Origin of the sequence: Kocuria carniphila, from assembly GCF_004136555.1 — a bacterium.
Classification (GTDB): domain Bacteria; phylum Actinomycetota; class Actinomycetes; order Actinomycetales; family Micrococcaceae; genus Kocuria; species Kocuria carniphila.
Genome location: NZ_NOIT01000001.1, coordinates 151653 through 168623, shown reverse-complemented (window position 1 = coordinate 168623; position 16971 = coordinate 151653). Strand labels below are relative to the sequence as shown.

The window sequence follows — 16971 nt, the reverse complement described above, 5'->3', positions numbered from 1 at the left end:
CTTCCCATGGCTAGGATGGACGCGTGGTCGCCGCCCCCGAACTTGCCCCCGCCTCCGTGTTTCCTTCTAGCCGACGACGCCGCTCGGTCGCCTTCCTGGGCACCGCGCTCCTGGTGCTCACGGCCTGTTCGGACCAGTCCGAACCGGCACCGACCCCGGAACCCGAACCTACGGGGCCCATCGCGGGCGTCGAACATAATGCCCCGCTGCACTCCGTGGATCCCGCGAAGGTGGCGCAAGCGAGAATTCTGCCGGACACCTATCCGGGCAGTTCGGCGAGTGCGGACGGGTCAGAGGCCACGGTCACGCTGCGGGGAGGTGAACCGGGGGAGGACTACCGGCACGGTTCGGTCGGGCTCTCGTTGGAATCCACGGACCTGGCGGACCCGCGCATGAACCGGGACAACGCAGACCTGGTGACCGTTCTGGACTCGCTCCACGAACCGACGCTGCGCTTTGGCGGTAACTCCACGGATCGCCGGTTCTTCTTCACGGCCTCGGATGAGCCCATCCCCAAGGACTGGCCCCTCAATGAGGGGGAGGAGATCACCAAGGTCACGCCCGAGGACCTGAAACGCGTGGCGAAGCTCGCCCAACGCACCAACTCCTCGGTGATCATCAGCGCCAACCTGGCCCGGTACCACCCCGATCGTGCGGGGGAGCTGGCGCGTCACGCGAAGGACGCATTCGGGGATCGTCTGGTGGGCATCATGGTGGGCAATGAGCCCAATGGTTTCTACCAGGGCAAGACCAACGACCTCACCATCAAGGGCGAGGACTGGGACCAGGAAACGTACGCCAAACAACTGACCGCGTACGCCAAGGCCATCCACGAACGGGTGCCGAACCTGCGCATCGTGGCACCCGGTGCCTACTCGGCCGACTGGTGGAATGCCGCCGCGGATGCTCCCGGTACGGATCCCATGGCCATGGCCATGCATCAATACCCGCTCTCCGAATGTGGCAGTCAGTGGGAACATCAGGAACCCACCGTGGCGAACGCCGTGGACCCCGCCACTCGGGACAACATCGACCGGCTCGTGGGTCAAGCCGCCGAGGACGCAGCTGACCACACCATGCCGCTGTGGATCACCGAGACCTCGCTCTCGGCGTGTTCGGGTTCCAACGAAATCACCGAAACTCTCGTGGCCGCCGTGCACCAGGCTGAGTACTCGATGCGCGTCCAGGAACACGGGGTCGAACGCGTGGCCGCCCACTCATCACTGGCCTCCTGCGAAGGCGGCGCACCCATGTCCGTGTTGTGTTCGAACGGCACCCTGGCCAACCCGGGGGAGGCGTTCTCCGTGCGCGCTAACGGACTGGCGTTGGCGCTGATCGCGAGCATCCCGCCGGGCAACATGGTTCAGACCTCGACCTCCACGGATAACCTCACGAGCTTTGCCGTGGAGCACGGCAACGACACCGTGTCCGTGGTGCTCACCGACTACCGCAACCCGGCCAGCGGCAAGGACCGCACTACGACCGTCAATCTTCCGTTCGCGGTGGACTACGCAACACAGTCGCAGCTGCGAGGCCCCTCGTGGACCTCCGAGTATCCGGTGGCGGGCCTCTTCGAGGACCACTCGAACGCAAGCAACAGCCCCAACCCCAGCTCAAGTGCAACGGGAGGTCCGAGCGCAAGTGGCGCAGCGGCGTCGTCGGCGCCCGACTACCCGGCCGATCCGGACGTGGCCCTGAGCGTAGAACGGGCCCTGAAACCGGCGCCCAGTAACGCCGCCAGCGTGGATGGCTACGGCCTGCCGATCACGCCCGTGGGGGAGCGACCGCGCGTGGGTGGGGTCAAGGCCGGCAGCAAAACTGTCGACGTGGCATTACCGGCCGGCTCCACCACTGTGCTTACCCTGAAGAAGACGCAGCCGTCCCCGAGCCCCAAGGAGAGCCAATGACCAGCACCCGCAGACACGGCGAATACAAGGTGATGGGCGGCAAATTGGTGGTCGCCGACCTATCGGTTGTTGACGGTCACCTGGCGAACGTCTCGATCAACGGCGACTTCTTCCTGGAGCCGGACGAGGCACTCGATGACATCAACGCCGCGTTGAACGGGCTGGCCGAATCTGCCGCCCCGGATGAGATGGTTGCGGCCATTGAGACGGCCCTTCCCGCCGACGCCGTGCTGTTCGGTTTCGACGCCCGCGCGGTCGCGATCGCGGTGCGGCGCGCGCTGGCCAAGGCCACCGGCTGGGGCGATCACACATGGGAGGTGATTGCCCCGCAGGTGCGGCCCACGCTCGAGAACCTTGCCCTGGATGAGGTGCTCGCTCGCGAGGTGGGCGCCGGTCGGCGCAACCCCACCCTGCGACTGTGGGACTGGGAGGACCCCGCCGTGGTGATCGGTTCGTTCCAATCGGTGCGCAACGAGGTGGACCCGGAAGGCGCAGAGCGCCACGGGATCGAGGTGGTGCGCCGCGTATCCGGCGGCGGCGCCATGTTCATGGAGGCCGGTAACTGCATCACGTACTCGCTGTACGTTCCGCAGTCGCTGGTGGACGGATTGAGTTTCGCCGATTCCTACCCGTTCCTGGACGCGTGGATCATGCAGTCCTTCCAGTCCATGGGTCTCGACGCGCATTACGTGCCCCTCAATGACATTGCCACCCAGCACGGCAAGATCGGGGGCGCCGCGCAGAAACGGTTCTCCAACGGCGGCATGGTCCACCACGTGACCATGAGTTACGACATCGATGCGGACAAAATGACTGATGTTTTGCGGATCGGCAAAGAGAAGCTCTCCGACAAAGGCAACCGCTCGGCCAAGAAACGCGTGGACCCGCTGCGCCGACAAACCGGCATGAGCCGCTCGGACGTGATTGCCACCCTCAGCACATCATTCACCGACCGATATGACGCGGCGGCCGGTGAAATTACCGCCGACGAACTGGCAACAGCACGCGAACTGGTGCGCACCAAATTCGCTACGCCGGAGTGGATCAACCGCGTACCGTAAGATGTGCGAAAGTAACCGCCCTGATCGGGGCGGAGCAGCACAACCGAATGACCCCCACACCTCGGAGCGCCTACATGTCCCTGAATGACTTCGACTACGAAGAAGAAGAGCGCCGTCCGCGCAAGAAACACACGGGCCGCAATGTTCTTCTCGTGTTCCTGGCACTGGTACTGACGGTCGCTGTCGTGGCGGGCTTGTTCGTGTGGAACCTGGGCCGCAATTTCGACCGCGGCTCCAGCCCCATTGAGTCCGCATTCCCCGCTGAATCGGATCGCCCCGAGAAGGACTCCGCGCAGGACGCCGGCACCACGGTCATGCTCCTGGGCTCGGACAAGCGCCCGGAGGGTGAGGACCCTAACGTCACCGGTTCTCGCGCGGACTCCATCATGCTGCTGCACATCCCTGATGACGGCGGCGAAATGTACATCATGTCCATCATGCGTGACACCTGGGTGGACATCCCCGGTGTGGGCGAGGCCAAGATCAATGCCGCACTGGATCACGGTGGTATGCCGCTCATGGTGCAGACGTTCGAGGAGCACTTTGGCACTCGCATTGACGAGGTCGCTCAGGTGGACTTTGCCGGCTTCGAAGGGCTCACGGATGCCCTGGGTGGGGTGACGGTCAACGTGCCCGTGGGCTTCACCAACAATCAGGGTCAGACCTTCCAGCAGGGACCGCAGGAAATGGACGGTGAGACCGCACTGGCGTTCGTCCGCGAGCGCTATGCCTTCCAGGACGGCGATTACCAGCGCGTGCGTAACCAGCGTGCGTACCTGCAGGCCATGATCAATAAGCTGGTCAGCTCCGAGACCCTGACCAACCCGGTCAAGATCAATGAAGTGGTCAAGCAGATTTCTCCCTACCTGACCGTGAGTGATGGCTTAACAGCTAACTGGATCATCCGTCAGGCCCCTAAGCTGGTGGGGCTGAGTAATAGCGACATCCACATGTTCACGGTGCCCACCCAGGGCACCGGGACCTCGGCTGACGGCCAGTCGATCGTGGTTGCCGATACCCAGGCCATGCAGGAGATCGGTGACGCCATCTCCGAAGGCACCCTGGGCGAGTACGTGTCCAACCTGCCGGCAGGTGATCAGTAACGTTCATGCCCCCGAACCCCCGTAGTTCCGCCACCCAGCGGAACCGCTGACCCCCGTCCCCCTTCCTCTTGACCCCGCGAGAGGCCCATGCAGCCCCCTGAAACCGACGTACGTCTGCTACTGCTGACCAGTTCCTACTGGCCGGAGCATTCCCCACCCCAGCGCCGCTGGATGTCACTGATCCGCAACATGCGCGATCAGGGCTGGGCGGTGTCCGTGGTGGCTCCGGTGGCTCATTACGGGCCGGGCCCGGACTACTCCTCGGACACCAAGGGACGTGCCTGGCGGGCGCAACCGGGCTTCCTGGGCGAGAAGATTTACCGGGTGCCGCATTTGCTCTTGGGGGACAACAGGGTCTTCAAACTGGCCAATCAGCTGGTTGGGGCTGCCGGGTCGGTGCTGCGGGGTGTAGCCACGGGCCGCCAGGACGCCGTGTTGGTCACGGCGCCGTCGTTGCCTTTGCTGGGGTCGGCGTTACTGGTGGCCCGGTTCAAGGGCCTGCCGCTCGTCGTCGAAATGCGGGACGCGTGGCCCAATCTGGCCGAGGACGCCTCACTGGTGCGCGGCGGTTCCAAATCAGTGATCAACAGCGCCGTGGAGTACGTGCAGAATCGTGCGGACCTGGTGGTCACCGTGACCGAAGGGTTCGAACGCACGTTGCGAGAACGCGGCGTCGCCGATGTGGTCACGGTACGCAACGGCATTCAAATGGATCGCACACCCCGCCTCGAGGCACCTCCGGTGCAGCGTGAGCGGCTCGAGGTGCTCTATCTGGGTAACCACGGGGAATCTCAGGCCTTGGACGTGCTCATTCGCGCAGCCGCCCTGGTCGGTGACGACATGCGACTCACGCTCGTGGGCCACGGTAGTCAGAAGCCGGCGCTTCGCCGACTGGCCATGGAACTCGGCGCCACAGTTCGTTTCCTGCCTCCTGAATACCGTGAGGCGGTCTTTGCCCGGTACCAGGAGGCCGATTCTCTGGTGATTTCCCTGCGCGATGATTGGAAGTCTTTCGAGGACACCATCCCGTCCAAGACGTACGAGGTTCTGGCAGTGGGTCGGCACATCACGGGCATCGTGCGCGGTGAAGCCGCCAACGTGCTGACGGAGGCCGGCGAAGGCGACATCGTGGAATGCAAGCCTCAGGAAATCGCCCAACTCTGGCGGGAGCTGGCCGCGGATCGATCCCGATTGCAGCCTGCGGGAACTGGGCGCGAATGGGCCAAGTCCCACGCCAACTACTCGGATCTGTCCTGCCGCTACGGTGACCTGTTGCGACAGACCATCCGCGAACACCAAGCCCAGCCCCAACAGTCGGTGACGCAGCGCATCGCGCGCATGGGCCGTGCCGCCGTGAAGGTGGCCCGGCAATCGCGGCAGTTCCGGAGAACCGCCTGATGCGGGGACCCTCCGGGCAACGCGTGCGCGAGCTCGCGACCAACGCGTGGATCACGGCGTCCACGGTGGCTCACCACATAACCGATGACCCCGTGGTGTTCTGCCTGCAAGTATCGCGTCGACTGCCATCCCGGGTGGTTCGGCCGGTTGCCCAGGGCCTGTCCCGCTTGCCGGCCAGCAGGTTTCCTGCCGCACGCGGCACGGGTCTTCACATCTTGGGCAACGACGACGCCGCTGCCGCCACCTTGCGCTCGGCTGCGGGGTCCGCGGGTGTTGCCGTTCGTCGTCGCTGCGCGGAAGTGTCCCTGACCATGGGGGAGTTGCCCCTGACGGAGTCATTGCTCTCCGAGTTACCCGCGTCAACCCGGGGTGCTTCCGCGACCCGAGCACGAGTGAACTGGCACCATGGCGATGTGGATGGGGCCGTGGGCGTTCTCGAGACCGCCCGCTCGGCCGGGACTGCTACCCGCGGTGAACGGTCGCTTGTGAAGCGATTGTCCGCAGAACGTGACCTGCTGGGCTCATTTGAACCCGAACTTCCCGCGGTCGGAACGTACGCACCGCGGCCGAACACGGTGCTATACGCGGTGACCAATTCCCTACCGCACACAGCCAGCGGCTACGCCCAGCGCACGCACTCGCTGCTGAGCGCCATCAAGGACGAGGGCTGGGACGTTCACGCGGTGACGCGCCCCGGTTACCCGGTGCAAGTCGGTAAAGTCCTGGCTCGCGGCACAGATGTGGTGGACGGGATCCCGTACCACCGGATCCTGCCGCTCAACCTGGCGCCCACTACGACCGGGCGCGTGCAACAGCACGCTGATGCTTTACTCCGGTTGGCTCTCGAGGTGCGTCCCTCCGTTCTCCACACCACCACGCACTACGTGAACGCGCTGGCTGTGCGGGCTGTGGCGGAGGCCCTGTGTATTCCGTGGACCTATGAAGTGCGCGGGCTGCTTGCGGATACGTGGGCGTCCACCAGGTCACCGGAGGCGCTGCAGTCCACTCGCTATGACCGGTTCCAAGCGCGCGAGGCGCAGGCGCTTCAATCTGCTCACCATGTTGTCACGCTCGGAACGCACATGGCCGATCGGGTCCGAGAGATCGCCGGAGACTCGTCATTGTCCGTGCACTTGGCTCCCAATGGCGTGGGCGGGCAGTTCACGGACGAGCCGGGGGAGAAGGTGAGCGCGCGGCGTCGTACCGGGCTGCCGCTCGAGAGGTTCCTGGTGGGGACCGTGACCTCGGTGGTCGACTACGAAGGCCTGGACGATCTAGTGCGTGCGGTGGACATTGCCCGCAAGAGCGTGCCGTCCATTCTCGCGGTAATCGTGGGGGACGGTGTGGCCCGCCCGGGACTGCAACAACTGGTCTCCGACCTGGGAATTCAAGACCATGTGAAATTTTGTGGACGAGTTGATCGATCCGAAGCGGTTGAGTACTTCAGGTCACTCGACGTGTTCGTGGTGCCGCGTAAGGATCGCACGGTGACCCGCGCGGTGACGCCGCTGAAACCGGTGGAGGCACTGGCCTCCCGGACAGCGGTGGTAGCTAGCGACCTGCCCGCGTTGCGTGAAGTGATCGACCACGGTGTGACTGGATTGCTGACCCCGCCGGATGATCCGGAATCGTTGGCTGCGGCGTTGCTCGAGTTGGCACGTGACCCGCAGACCCGCGAAAGGCTTGCCAGGGCAGGCCGGGAGTGGGCGCTGAAAAATCGCACGTGGGCGGTGACCGCGAAAGAGACCGTGACGCGGTACGGTGAAATGACTGGGCGAACCCCCGCGCCCCAGAACGACCGCATCCTGACCCCCGAGGAGACGCGTGAGCGCCAAAGTTGAGCCGTTTAACCCCGGGCGGCTCCAAGCAGTTGGCGCCCGGCCGCCGTTGGGCGAGTACCTGCGTGATCTGTGGGGCTCGCGGCACTTCATCATGTACGACGCCAAGGTCCGCTTGGCCGTCAGCCAGGATCACACGTTCTTGGGCAAGGTCTGGATCGTTCTCAATCCCATTTTGCTGGGACTAACCTTCTTTGTGGTCTTTGGTCTGCTCCTGAGAACTGGTCGAGGAATCGACAATTTTCTGGCCTTCCTGTTGATCGGCCTGATCATGTTCCAATACAGCAGCCGCTCCGTGGTGGCAGTCTCAAGATCGATGTATTCGGGGAAAGCGCTGGTCCGCGGATTCATGTTCCCGCGTGCGGCGCTCACGTTGTCCATCGTGATGAAAGACGCGATGACCCAGGTCTACGCGTTACTCGCGATGATCGTGATGGTGATGGTCATTCCGCCCCACGAAACTCCGACTTGGACCTGGCTCTTAGTCATTCCCGTGTTCCTTCTGCAAACCCTGTTCAACTGGGGATTGGGCATGTTGCTGGCGCCTGCCGTGAACAAGGTGCCCGACGTCGCCAATCTGCTGTCGTTCTTCATGCGCTTGTGGATGTACTCGTCTGGGATTTTCTATGACCCCTCACGCTTCATCGAAGACCCGCGGATCCTGGCCATTTTCCACTTCAACCCGCTGTACCAGGTGCTATCGATCTCTCGAGAACTCATCATGGATGGAACCGTGCCTGGCTGGGCCTCATGGGCTGTCCTCATAAGCGCAAGCTTGGTTCTGGCGATCGCTGGCATTCTCGTGTTCTGGCTCAACGAAGAGAGCTATGCCGATGAGCGTTAACCGTCATGCGCAGTCCGAGGCAGCCGCGGGTCGGCATGGACGAGCGCCACGCAATCCGGCCGTGGTCATCGACAACGTGACCATGGTCTACAACGTGACCTCCACCGGCGGGGGCGAAGAAGTGCCGGTCGCAGCTCCTGTTCGATGGGCCCGCAAAGCGCTGGGGCGTCCGCCCGTTGTCAAGAATCAGGCCCTCACGGATATCACTCTCGCAATTCACCAGGGTGAGTTCGTGGGCTTCATTGGTCGTAACGGTTCGGGCAAGTCGACCCTGATGAACATCGTGGCCGGACAAATGAATCCCACAATTGGGCGTGTGTATTCCGTGGACACGCCGGTGAAGCTTGGGGTCAACGTGTCTCTGGTGCCGGCGCTGTCCGGTGAAAAGAACATACGCCTGGGATGTTTGGCACAGGGAATGCACCCGGACCGGGTGGATGAGATTTTGCCCGACCTTGTTGAAGTGGCAGCCCTGGGGAACGCGATCCACTGGCCAATGAAGGCTTACTCGTCCGGTATGGCTGCCCGTCTTCGTTTTGCCGTGGCGACGGCAACTGATCCCCACATCTTGATTCTCGATGAGGCGTTGTCGACCGGTGATGCTCAGTTCCGCGAACGGGGACAGAAGCGCATGGCCGAAATTCGGGAGCAGGCCGGCTGCGTCATGTTCGTGTCTCACTCCATGTCCGAAATTCGGGACATGTGCACCAGGGTGGTGTGGCTCGATCAGGGTGACCTCTTGATGGACGGCGATCCGAAGACCGTGACGGCCGAGTACGAGGCCTACATGAAGGACCTCGCGGCAGGGAACAATTTCGCTGCGCGGGCCCGCAAAGAGCAGCTTCAATCCGACTTCGTCAGAACCGAACTCCGCGAGGTGCAATGGTGACCCCCAGACGATCGCAACGAAACCTCAGGACCGAAATCTGGCACCTCCGGAACGGGGGAGTGTCGCAGTGGCGCAAGTATCGCAGGCGGGCGTCCCTACCAGCCGGGGCGTCCGCAGGAGCCGTTGAAGGCCTTCGCAAGACCATTAGTTTCAGGCCCCAGGAATGGCCCGATCGAGCGCCAGTTCGTTCCGACCTCACGGTCGCTGTTATCCTTGACGACTTTTCCGCGCGGGCCTTCCAATATGAATGGAACCAGATCGCGTTGTCGCGTGACGGGTGGAAGTCTGAACTGGCGGCGCAACCCGTGGATCTCTTGTTTGTAGAGTCTGCCTGGCACGGTAACGGTGATGACTGGCAGTACCAGCTCACCGGGACGAGCGGGGTCAAGGACTCCATCAAGGAATTGGTCACCCACTGTAGGGAGCAGGGCATTCCCACGGTGTTCTGGAACAAGGAAGACCCGCCACACTATGAGGACTTCTTGGAATGCGCGGGTCTCTTTGACCACGTGTTCACCACAGATGTAAATAGGATCCCCGACTACCACCGGGACCTCGGACACGACCATGTCTCTGTTTTGCCGTTCGCCGCTCAACCCGCAGTTCACAACCCCTCGCGTCCCCGGAACGGCTTTCACGAGCGTGACGTCGCCTTTGGCGGCATGTACTTCGCGCACAAGTTCCCCGAACGTCGCGAACAGATGGATCTGTTGTTGGGCGGCGCAGATGACGTTAGCCCCAAGCTTCAGACCGGTCTCGAAATCTTCTCCCGCTATCTGGGAGAGGATGAGCGTTACCAGTTCCCTGAACCGTTGGACCAGCGGGTGGTCGGTTCCCTGACCTACGACCAGATGCTGACTGCGTACAAGGCATACCGCGTCTTTTTGAATGTGAACTCTGTAGTGGACTCACCGTCCATGTGTGCGCGACGTATTTTCGAAATCACCGCGAGTGGCACGCCAGTTGTCAGCACTCCGTCTCGGGCCATTCGTGAGTACTTCACCGAGAATCAGTTGGCAGTTGTCGAGGATAGAGAGCACGCTGCGGACGTCATCCGTGCGCTCGTGCGTAGTCCTGAACTTGCCGATCGTATGGTCCACCGCGCGCAGCGAGAAGTGTGGAACAAGCACATGTACGGCCATCGCGTGGAGCAAATTCTCCAACGAGTTCTGCCCGAGAAGATTCGTCCACGAACACGACCGACGGTTTCTATCTTATTGTGTACCAATCGCCCACATAGGGTCGCCTCTGCTCTCCAAGGGTTCGCGACACAGGAGAATGTCGACCTGGACGTTGTGATGGTTGCTCATGGATTCGATCCGAGTGCCGACGAGATACAGGAAGCGATTGCCACCAGTGGCATCGACCAAGTCACGACCATCGCGGCTGACTCCGAGTTGACACTTGGAGAATGTCTAAATCTTGCGGTTGAGGCGTCCATGGGTGAAGTTCTAGCCAAGATGGACGACGACGATTTTTACGCTCCCCGGTATCTCGCAGATCTGCTCGACGCCCTGGTGTACTCCGGCGCGGATATCGTCGGGAAACAGGCCCACTACATGTACGTGGAGTCCCAGGATGTAACGTTGCACCGATTTGCACATCGGGAACACCGATACACGGACTTCGTCATGGGGCCTACTATCACCGGTTATCGACGGGTCTTTGATCAAATTCCGTTTCAACGAAGAAACACCGGCGAAGATTCGTCCTTCCTGGCAGCGACCCTTGAGGCGGGCTTCACGATCTATTCGGCCGATCGATTCAATTTTGTCCAACGTCGCGGGACGGACGGCCATACGTGGCAAGTGTCGGATGCTAACGTCTTGGCCACCGGCAGTGTCGTCATGTTCGGGGACAACTCAATCCATGTGACGGTATGATTCAAGTGGGTCATAACGCGCATGACATATAGCACTCCTGACCGGGCTTATATTTTCGTGAGGTCAGTAGTAGTCGTCTCAGTAAGGTGAGGTAATGAGCAATCCTTTGGAAGTTGTCTTTGTCGGACTCGGGTACATCGGTCTCCCCACTGCCGTGGTCATGGCCAATCACGGAGTACGGGTCCACGGTGTGGACGTCAATGCCTCCGCCGTAGAGCGCATCCAGCGCGGTGAAGTCACCATCGTTGAACCCGGGTTGGAAGAACAGCTCAAGAAGGCTGTCGATAGTGGTCAGCTCACCGCCTCCACCGAGATGCAGCAGGGCAACGCGTTCGTCATTGCGGTTCCCACCCCCTTCAAGGACAACTACGAAGGCGACCTGTCGTACATCATGTCCGCAGCAGAGTCGATTGCTCCTCAGCTGCAAGGCGACGAAGTGGTCATCCTCGAATCGACCTCCCCGCCCAAGACAACACAGAAACTTGCGGACAAGATCCTGGAACTGCGCCCGGACCTCTCCGTCGACGGTGCAAACGGCAAGCCCGTGATCCATTTCGCTTACTGCCCCGAGCGCATCCTTCCTGGTAAGGCGATGGAAGAGCTCATGAGCAATGACCGCATTATCGGCGGTCGCACTCCCGAGGCCGCTCGCCGCGCAACCGAGGTGTACGCCTCGTTCTGTGAGGGCGAATTGCTTGCGACGGACGATGTGACTGCGGAGATGGCCAAGCTCACCGAGAACTCCTTCCGCGATGTGAACATCGCATTTGCCAATGAGCTTTCGTTGATCGCTGACAACCTGGGAATCGACGTGTGGGAGCTCATCGAGCTGGCTAACCATCACCCCCGTGTGAACATCCTGCAGCCGGGCCCCGGCGTGGGTGGTCACTGCATCGCCGTTGACCCCTGGTTCATCGTGTCTTCTGACCGCGAGAACTCCAACATCATTCGTACGGCTCGTGAGGTCAACGACGGCAAGCCCAAGTGGGTAATCAACAAGGTCGATGAGGCTGTTAAGAACATCGATTCTCCGGTGATCGCTGCTCTGGGTCTGGCATTCAAGCCCAACATCGATGACCTTCGCGAGTCGCCGGCGCTCAACATCACCAAGGATTTGGCCGAGCACGTTGACCACGCGACAGTATTGGCTGTCGAACCCAACGTCGGCGAGTTGCCCAAGGCACTGCAGGGTATGCCCAATGTGGAGTTCGCAGAATATGCGGATGCGATCAAGCGCGCGGATGTTGTTCTTCTGCTGGTTGATCACGACGAGTTTAAGACCATTCCCGCGGCGTCGTTGAAGGGCAAGACCGTGGTGGATACCAAGGGCCTCTGGCGGTAACGCGCTGAACGGCGGTGGGGGTCCCACCGCCGTTACCCGTTATTCACCTCAGTCGACACTGAAGTCATCCCCCAACAGATGTGTCAGCCATACCCCCCCCCCCCACCGCAGGAGCACCCCCGATGCATCCAGACGAACGGCGCGATCCTCGTCATCTTAAAGAACTTGTGTATGCCCAGGCAGCGAGTGATTCACGTGCCATCTTTGACGCTCTAGAACGCGCCACCGCTTCGAACCGCAGTCTCCAGGCCAAGTCGAAAGCACAGAACGCTAAGCTCGCGACGGTGTCCCGTCAGCATCGTGCTCTTGTCCAGGAAAACCGGCAGCTTGCCGAAGAACTTGCTGTTTACAAGAATGCCTGGGCATCGGGTGTAGCCCCTAAAAGTGACACGGAATCTGTGGGCGAAATAATCAGCTCGGATGCCGAGGAAGTCCCGGAGTCCCTCGTGTTCACTCCTAGTTCAGGCGGTCGCGAAGACGCGCCTGGAGAACAACCGCGTACCGTACATCCATCTTCGTCCGCAGATCTCGCCCCAATCAGCGCCCCTCAGGATGCCGAGGAAGCTAGCGAGGCCGAGTCCTCCGATATTCCTCGTGACATGGATCCGACGGCGGAGCAGGATCCTGAGGCTTCTTCACCAAGTGAGGCACCCGAACGGGTGGTTTCGGAGATGGATACTAGTGAGGTGCTGAAAGCCTTCCACGAAAATCCGGATGCACCTCGTTTGGCGGATTGCCTCAACAGATTGTGGTATCGGGAAGGCGAAATCAACCGCGCCGAGCGATTGATCCGTAATCACCGCGATTTGGTCAATGATCTAAATTCACGTCAACGTGCACTTGCTGAGCGTATTCTGGGGACAGTAGCGCTTCGGGAAAATCTAGAACGGTTCGTACCACAGCGCGCGCGAGGAGCCGCTTACCACCCGGAACATAAACGCGTGCTCTATTGCGCGTACTCAACCCCCATCTTCCACTCCAACGGTTACTCAGTTCGCACCGAAGGTGTGGTCGCGGGCTTGAAAGCTGCTGGCGCGGATGTCACGGTTCTGGGACGATCTGGGTACCCTTGGGACATTTCAACCGCAGATGCCAAACCCCGCAAACGACGACATGTGGTGAATCGTCACGGTGTCGATTGGGTTCACCTTCCTGAGGGGAACATTTCTGCTCAGGGTCCCCACGAATACATCAATGTGGCGGCAGATACCGTGGTTCGGCAAGCTAAACTGTCAAGGCCGTCCGTGATTCACGCAGCATCGAACTACCTCAATGCCCTACCTGCACTCATTGCGGCTCGACGTCTTGGACTGCCGTTCGTGTATGAGGTGCGGGGCTTGTGGGAGGTTACGGAAGCCTCCACCAAACCTGGATGGGAAAAGACCGAGCGCTACGGCAACCAAGCATTCCTCGAATCATTCGTTGCTCGAGAAGCAGATGCGGTTCTAGCCATTACTCGAGAGGTAAAGGAAGAGCTGGTCCGTCGAGGAGTCCCGGCCGATCGCATTTCGTTGCTGCCCAATGGGGTGGATACCGGGGCATTCCTTCCACTGCCCCGGGATGAGGTGTATGCCAAGAGTCACGGCATCCGCACAGACGTACCCGTCATTGGTTTCGCAGGGTCTTTTGTGGAGTATGAAGGTCTTCATACCTTGCTCCAAGCAGCGAATATCCTGCGCGGTCGCAAGGTCAAGTTTCAGGTGGCCATTGCCGGCGCAGGGGGCGTTTACAACAACCTCAAGGAATACCAGAAGAAGAACCGTCTGCAGGGAACAGTCCGATTCCTCGGACGTCGGCCTTCATCTGAAATTCCCCGGGTCATGAGCTGCGTAGACATTGTGGCTTGCCCCCGCCTGAGCCTGCCCGTAACCGAGATGGTTTCACCGCTTAAACCGCTTGAAGCATTCTCGGCATCGAAGCCCGTTGTACTTTCTGACGTCTCCCCGCACCGAGTTCTGGTTGGGGCTGATCAAGGCACTCACGAGGGCTCTAGAGGTCTACTCAGTGTGGCCGGTGACCCCAAATCATTAGCAAACGCGCTTCAGCGACTCATCGAGAATCGGGAAGAACGGATCGCTATGGGGCAGGCCGCACGCCTATGGGCCGTCGACGAGCGCCAGTGGGTGCACCTCGGTGACTCAATTCGTGAAACTTACCGTTTGGCGTCTGAAAATTACGACGGACAGGCTACGGCCGGCCGACAGGTACAAGATCTCCGCATCGGGCTCATCGCGGACGAGTTCACCACAGAGACTCTGAACCGTTCAGCCACGATCGTCCCGCTCGATGTTGAGACTTATGCGGACCAAATCCGTACTGAGAATCTGGATTTGGTGTTCATCGAGTCAGCATGGAGCGGCAATGCGGGGCAATGGCACCGGAAGGTGGGTTATTACTCTGACGAAGAACATGAGCCGTTCCGATATCTACTCAGACGCTGCCGGGACGCGAACGTTCCAACGGTCTTTTGGAATAAAGAGGATCCGGTTCACATCAATCGTTTCCGTCGCACTGGCGCGTTGTGCGACCATGTCTTCACCACGGACGCTGACATGATTCCGGAGTACCTTTCGCAGGCCCGCACTTTGAGCGGGGGCCGAGCTATCACGGCATCTTCCTTGCCGTTCTACGCGCAGCCCGCTATTCACAATCCACTGCCTGGTCGACGCCCTCTCGAGAACACCGTGTCTTACGCGGGAACGTATTACGGTGACCGGTACGCGGAGCGTTCTCATCAACTCGCAACTCTGTTGCGAACGGCGAAGCCGTACGGCCTGTCCATCTATGATCGGCAGGCAGCATATCCGGATTCGCCATATCAATTTCCGGCCGAGTTCAAGTCCTCTGTTCGCGGTGCGTTGCCTTACAACCAGGTGATTGATAGCTACCGTGCGCACGCAGCCAGCTTGAACGTCAATTCCGTAGCTTATTCACCCAGCATGTTCTCTCGCAGGGTTGTGGAGATCGCCGCCTGCGGTGGCGCTGTACTCTCCGGCTGGAGCCGCGGTGTGGCTGAGACGTTCGACGGCGCCATTCCCTGCACTAACAATGAGTATTACTTAAAGGCGCTGTTGTCCGCTTGGACCTCGGATCCCCGTGAACGCCTCTCGGAAGTGTGGTTGCAGCTGCGCACCGTGTTGCGCTCTCATACCGTGGATACTGCCCTTGTGATCTTGGCTCGCACGGCAGGAATTGGAGTGGCAGGGTTCGCCCTTCCCTCGTGGGGCGCCGACGTTACGCCGGAACAAGTCAATGAGATCATTCGTCAATCGGTGCCTCCCGTTACCGTGCGCCTTTCCGGTAATGACGACGACGCTCGGGCCGCTCTGGAGGAACACGGCGTTCGAGTACTGTCCACTTCGTCACCCATACCCGATGACGTCGAGTTCTGGGGATCCCTGCCCGAGAAATACTCTCGGACGTGGGCGGAGGATCTGCTGCAGGCTACCCGCTGGGGACAGTGGCAGAAACTGACATCGCAGGAGTTTAATGATGATGAGGATGCCAGACACTTCGCGGTACCGGGGGAGAACACTCTAGCCACCTCCGGTCTCGTTGCGAGGTCCGAATTGTGCCAGGGTTCAGTCGCAGCAGCCTTGCAAGCTCCCGGTCTGAAAACTTTGACGCTCACGGTGCCCGAGGAACCGGACACACACAGTGAACTGGTCCTCGTGGCCTCCTCCAAGATCTCTCCTGAGCAAACGGGAACGGTATTGATCGCGGGGCACGATCTCAAATTTGCTCAATCTTGGATTGAGCACCTGCGCGAGCTCGGCGTGTCTGTCTTAGTGGACCAATGGGAGAATCATGCCCACCATGATGAGCAGCGGTCACGTGAGTTGCTGTCACGAGCCGACACGGTGTTCTGCGAATGGGGTCTTGGCAACGCGGTTTGGTATTCGCAGCATGTGAGTGAGAAACACCGTCTGGTGGTTAGAGTGCATGCACAAGAATTACGCGGTCTTTACCTGCGCAAAATCAACCACGGGTCAGTGGATCAGTATATCTTCGTGAGTGAACTGATGCGCGAGGGTGCCATAGCAAGTCACGGAGTTCCACGTTCCATCACAAGCGTCATTCCGAATATCGTTCGCACAGAGATGCTTGCCTTGGAGAAGACCCCCAAGGCTGCGAAGACGATCGGTTTCGTGGGCATGGTGCCACAGATGAAACGTTTGGACCGTGCGATCAGTGTTCTCGAGGCAATTCTGGAGGAGGACCCTGACTTCACTCTTCGGGTTAAAGGAAAGCGTCCCGAAGATTATTCTTGGATGCTCAAGCGTGAACATGAAATGGCTTGGTACGGCGAATGCTATGAGCGGGCCAAGGTTTTGAACGACCGCCATGGTCGAGAAGTGGTGGCATTTGATCCGTACGGCAATGACATGGCCGAGTGGTATCGAGGTATCGGCTATGGCATTTCTCTGAGTGACCACGAGTCCTTCCACCTCACGCTCCCGGACGTGGCCGCATCCGGGGGAGTCCCTGTGTCCTTGGACTGGCCAGGTGCTGACTTGATCTATCCACGAGAGTGGCTTGTTCCCTCGCCGGAACACATGGCCCGGCGGATATTGGGTCTGAGCCGTGCAGAAGACGAACGCCGTATGTTCTCGGCGGACGCCGCAAAATTTGCGAGAGAACGGTTCGATGAACGCAACATCTTCGATCAGTTAGACATCACCCTGAGCCCAGGGCTCTGAGGAGCA

Annotated in this window: 10 protein-coding genes; all 10 read left to right on the top strand. The window is 60.5% G+C overall.

Translation table 11 applies throughout. The features are described from left to right. The first annotated feature begins 23 nt into the window (after positions 1-23). The 10 genes from EWV37_RS00675 (at position 24) to EWV37_RS00630 (ending at position 16965) form a co-directional block, all read left to right on the top strand. Positions 24-1907: a cellulase family glycosylhydrolase gene (locus EWV37_RS00675; protein ID WP_129699416.1), complete on the top strand. Its 1884-nt coding sequence runs from the start codon at positions 24-26 to the stop codon at positions 1905-1907. After that, on the top strand, positions 1904-2968 hold the full coding sequence (locus EWV37_RS00670) for a lipoate-protein ligase LplAB (RefSeq protein ID WP_129699415.1): 1065 nt from the start codon (positions 1904-1906) through the stop codon (positions 2966-2968). Before EWV37_RS00675 ends, EWV37_RS00670 begins: the two co-directional genes overlap by 4 nt. 47 nt (positions 2969-3015) lie before the next feature. Continuing rightward, complete coding sequence (locus EWV37_RS00665; protein ID WP_238662974.1) at positions 3016-4071, top strand: LCP family protein; 1056 nt, start codon at positions 3016-3018, stop codon at positions 4069-4071. Positions 4072-4158: 87 nt separating this feature from the next. Then, positions 4159-5469, top strand: a complete 1311-nt coding sequence (locus EWV37_RS00660; protein WP_238662973.1) for a glycosyltransferase family 4 protein — start codon at positions 4159-4161, stop codon at positions 5467-5469. Next, a complete protein-coding gene (locus EWV37_RS00655; RefSeq protein ID WP_129699414.1) occupies positions 5469-7310 on the top strand; it encodes a glycosyltransferase family 4 protein in 1842 nt (613 codons plus the stop codon). The genes EWV37_RS00660 and EWV37_RS00655 overlap by 1 nt, the downstream gene beginning before the upstream one ends. After that, positions 7294-8151, top strand: a complete 858-nt coding sequence (locus tag EWV37_RS00650) for an ABC transporter permease (protein WP_238662972.1) — start codon at positions 7294-7296, stop codon at positions 8149-8151. The genes EWV37_RS00655 and EWV37_RS00650 overlap by 17 nt, the downstream gene beginning before the upstream one ends. An 82-nt stretch (positions 8152-8233) precedes the next feature. Next, entirely contained in the window at positions 8234-9040 is an 807-nt protein-coding gene (locus EWV37_RS00645; protein ID WP_238662971.1) for an ABC transporter ATP-binding protein, read from the top strand. A 59-nt stretch (positions 9041-9099) separates the two neighbouring features. Beyond that, positions 9100-10923 carry a glycosyltransferase family protein gene (locus EWV37_RS00640; protein WP_338032782.1) on the top strand — a complete coding sequence of 608 codons (1824 nt, stop codon included), beginning with the start codon at positions 9100-9102 and terminating at the stop codon, positions 10921-10923. Positions 10924-11017: 94 nt separating this feature from the next. Then, positions 11018-12265 (top strand): UDP-N-acetyl-D-mannosamine dehydrogenase, encoded by a 1248-nt coding sequence (wecC, locus tag EWV37_RS00635; RefSeq protein WP_129699412.1) that lies wholly within the window; start codon positions 11018-11020, stop codon positions 12263-12265. A 122-nt stretch (positions 12266-12387) separates the two neighbouring features. After that, positions 12388-16965 carry a glycosyltransferase gene (locus EWV37_RS00630; RefSeq protein ID WP_129699411.1) on the top strand — a complete coding sequence of 1526 codons (4578 nt, stop codon included), beginning with the start codon at positions 12388-12390 and terminating at the stop codon, positions 16963-16965. The last annotated feature ends 6 nt before the right edge of the window (positions 16966-16971 follow it).